Raw genomic sequence first — 2,465 nt, 5'->3', positions numbered from 1 at the left:
CCGCCGCGCCCCCCGTCGTCGACCGCCGGCCCCGGTGGCACCGGGCAGGTCCCCGTGAACTCGCTGACCTCACGCGACGGCGCGCCGTCCTCGGAATGGGCTCGCGCCAACTCCCAGGTGCGCGGCTCGCTGGCGGAGACGGGCGTGGGAGCGACGGACCTGCTGCTGTGGGCCCTGACCGCCGCCGCGGCCGGAGTGACCCTGATCCTGCTGGCCGGCCGGCGGCGTCGCGACCCCGAGTGCTGAGACCGCGAGCGGTGAGGAGCAGAGGGCCGGGATGCCGACACCCGGGCGGCGTCAGAACAGGGTTCGAGGCCGGATGCTGTTGGCCTGGTCCACCAACCGGAAGCGCTGCTGCCGGGTCTCGGTGGACCGCGCCAGGGTCCGCAACACCGTCTCCGCGCCCGTTCTCAGACCGAACTCGGTGAACGGCACCCCCCGCATCAGTGGCGACGGCGAGGGCTCGTTTCCGGGAAGCTGGATCCAACTCAGTGCCGTGGTCAGCACGGTGAGGCGGATCTGGACGGCCCGGTGCTCACCGGCGGACAGGTTCGCGACGCGACGAGCGGCCTCGCGCAGGTGGGATTCCTCGGTCTCCCGCAGTGGCCGCCCCTGGCACAGCAGCAGGATCGCCGTGAGATTGGCCAGGGCCGAGTATCGGGAGTTGGGCGGGACCCGGTCCAGTTCCTCGATCGCCGCCGCGACCTCCCCGCGCCTCTGCAACTGTCGGGCCAACCCGAATGCGGAACTGACCACCGACCGGTCCACGGACCACACCGTGCGGTAGAAGTGCTCGCTCGACCGCGCCCATCGGGCCCTGTCCCCCTCCGGGCAGACGTCGAGGATGAGCTCGGCGGTCGCCGCGAGCGCCAGCTTGGGCCCGTTCTCCCCCGGCATGGCCGACAACACCTGCTGGAACTTCGGATAGGCGCCCACGGGATCCCCTTTGAGCAGGGCGATCACCCCGACGTACCAGACCAGGCGCCACTCCGAGCGGAGTCGGTCGGAGTTCTCCTCCAGCAAGGCCTCGGCCGACGCGAGGTCTCCGCTCTCGAGGTAGGCGCGGGCGAGCGACATGATCACCCCCACGCTGTCGTGGGCCTCGGACTCGGTATCCGAGTACAGCTCACGGAGCGTGTCGATCCGCTGCTCCACGGAGGTGTAGGAGGTGGCGGCCAGGATGCGCCCGGCGGGATCGGAGGACTCCATCAGCGGCACGGGCAGGGCGTCGACGAGTTCGGCACCGGTCAGTGTGGTGTCGCGGGCGTGGCCGTCGACGAGGAAATCGGTCGGCTCGACCGTGAACAACGTGCCGAACGTGGACCGCTGCGGCGAGAACACCGAGGAGAACGCCGGATGCGGGATCCCGGTACGCAGAGCGAGGACTTCGCGCAACACGCCCATCAGCTGGCCGGCCATCCCGTTGGCGCTGCGGAACCGCATGGTCGGGTCCTCGTTGGTCGAGCGCAACAGGAAACGGTAGAGCGAGTCGTACCGGCTGAACACCGGCTCCTCGACGGGGGAGGGGATCCCGTCGGCGTAACGGCCGTCGACCACCGGTAGTCGGACGATCAACGACGCCAGGGTGCGCCCCACGGTGTAGAGGTCGGAGGCGATGGTGGGGCCGGTCTCGGGGATCTCCGGCGCCTGGAAGCCCGGTGTGCCGTAGATGTGCCCGTAGTCGCCGACGCCCGAGACCGCGCCCATGTCGATGAGCTTGACGTGGTCCTCGGTGAGCATGATGTTCTCGGGCTTGAGGTCGTTGTAGACCAGCCCCACGGAGTGCAGGTAGGACAGCGCTGTGAGGGCCTCGAGGACGTACGCGATCGCCTTCTCCACCGGCAGGACGCGACCCGGCGCCGACCTGCGCACGTCCCGCAGGCTGGGCCCACCGACGTACTCCATCACGATGTAGCCGCCGTGGGTGGGCGAGGTGGCCCAGTCGTCGTGGATGAAGTTGTAGATCCTCACGATCGACGGGTGGGAGAGTTCGGCCAGGATCTCCCGCTCGGCCACCGCCACCTCCTGCGCCTCGGCCTGGTCGGCGTGGAGCAGGCCCTTGAGCACCACCCACCGGTCGGACACGTTGTGGTCCACGGCGAGGTAGATCCAACCCATCCCACCGTGGGCGAGCGCGCCGCGGACCTCGTACTGGTCGGCCACCACGTCGCCGGGTCGGAGTTCGGGCCGCGGGAGTCGTCCATCCGAGGCCTCGCACTCGGCCTCGATGTCCTCCGGCGAGAGCATGGCCGAGTGGGGATCCACCGGGATGATGTACGGCAGGTCCACCAGCCCCTCCGACGCCGGGCTCGGTCGGTCCTCGGGCTTACTGGGTTGACGCATCCGGAACGGTGCCGAGCCGGCGCGGTCACCGGTGGCCCCGTCCCCGGTCCGGGCGGAGGGTCGCTCCACGGGGACCGACCGGGTGCGCGACTCGGGGTCGCCGGTGGCGTCCGCGGTGGCGA

General features: G+C 70.5%; 2 protein-coding genes. One reads left to right on the top strand and one right to left on the bottom strand.

Features of this window, described 5'->3' with window-relative positions:
• Nucleotides 1-246, top strand: a 246-nt coding sequence (locus IY392_RS17760) for a hypothetical protein (RefSeq protein ID WP_228549597.1), incomplete at its 5' end; no start/stop codon positions are given.
• Between the two features lie 51 nt (nucleotides 247-297).
• Here IY392_RS17760 and IY392_RS17755 read toward each other — a convergent pair.
• The coding region (locus IY392_RS17755) for a serine/threonine protein kinase (RefSeq protein ID WP_194861947.1) at nucleotides 298-2,465 on the bottom strand (2,168 nt) is incomplete at its 5' end.

The sequence above is a fragment of the Dietzia sp. SYD-A1 genome (genome assembly GCF_015356725.1).
Taxonomy (GTDB): domain Bacteria; phylum Actinomycetota; class Actinomycetes; order Mycobacteriales; family Mycobacteriaceae; genus Dietzia.
The sequence above is the reverse complement of the archived record's forward strand: the minus strand, read 5'-3'. Positions and strand labels throughout refer to the sequence as shown.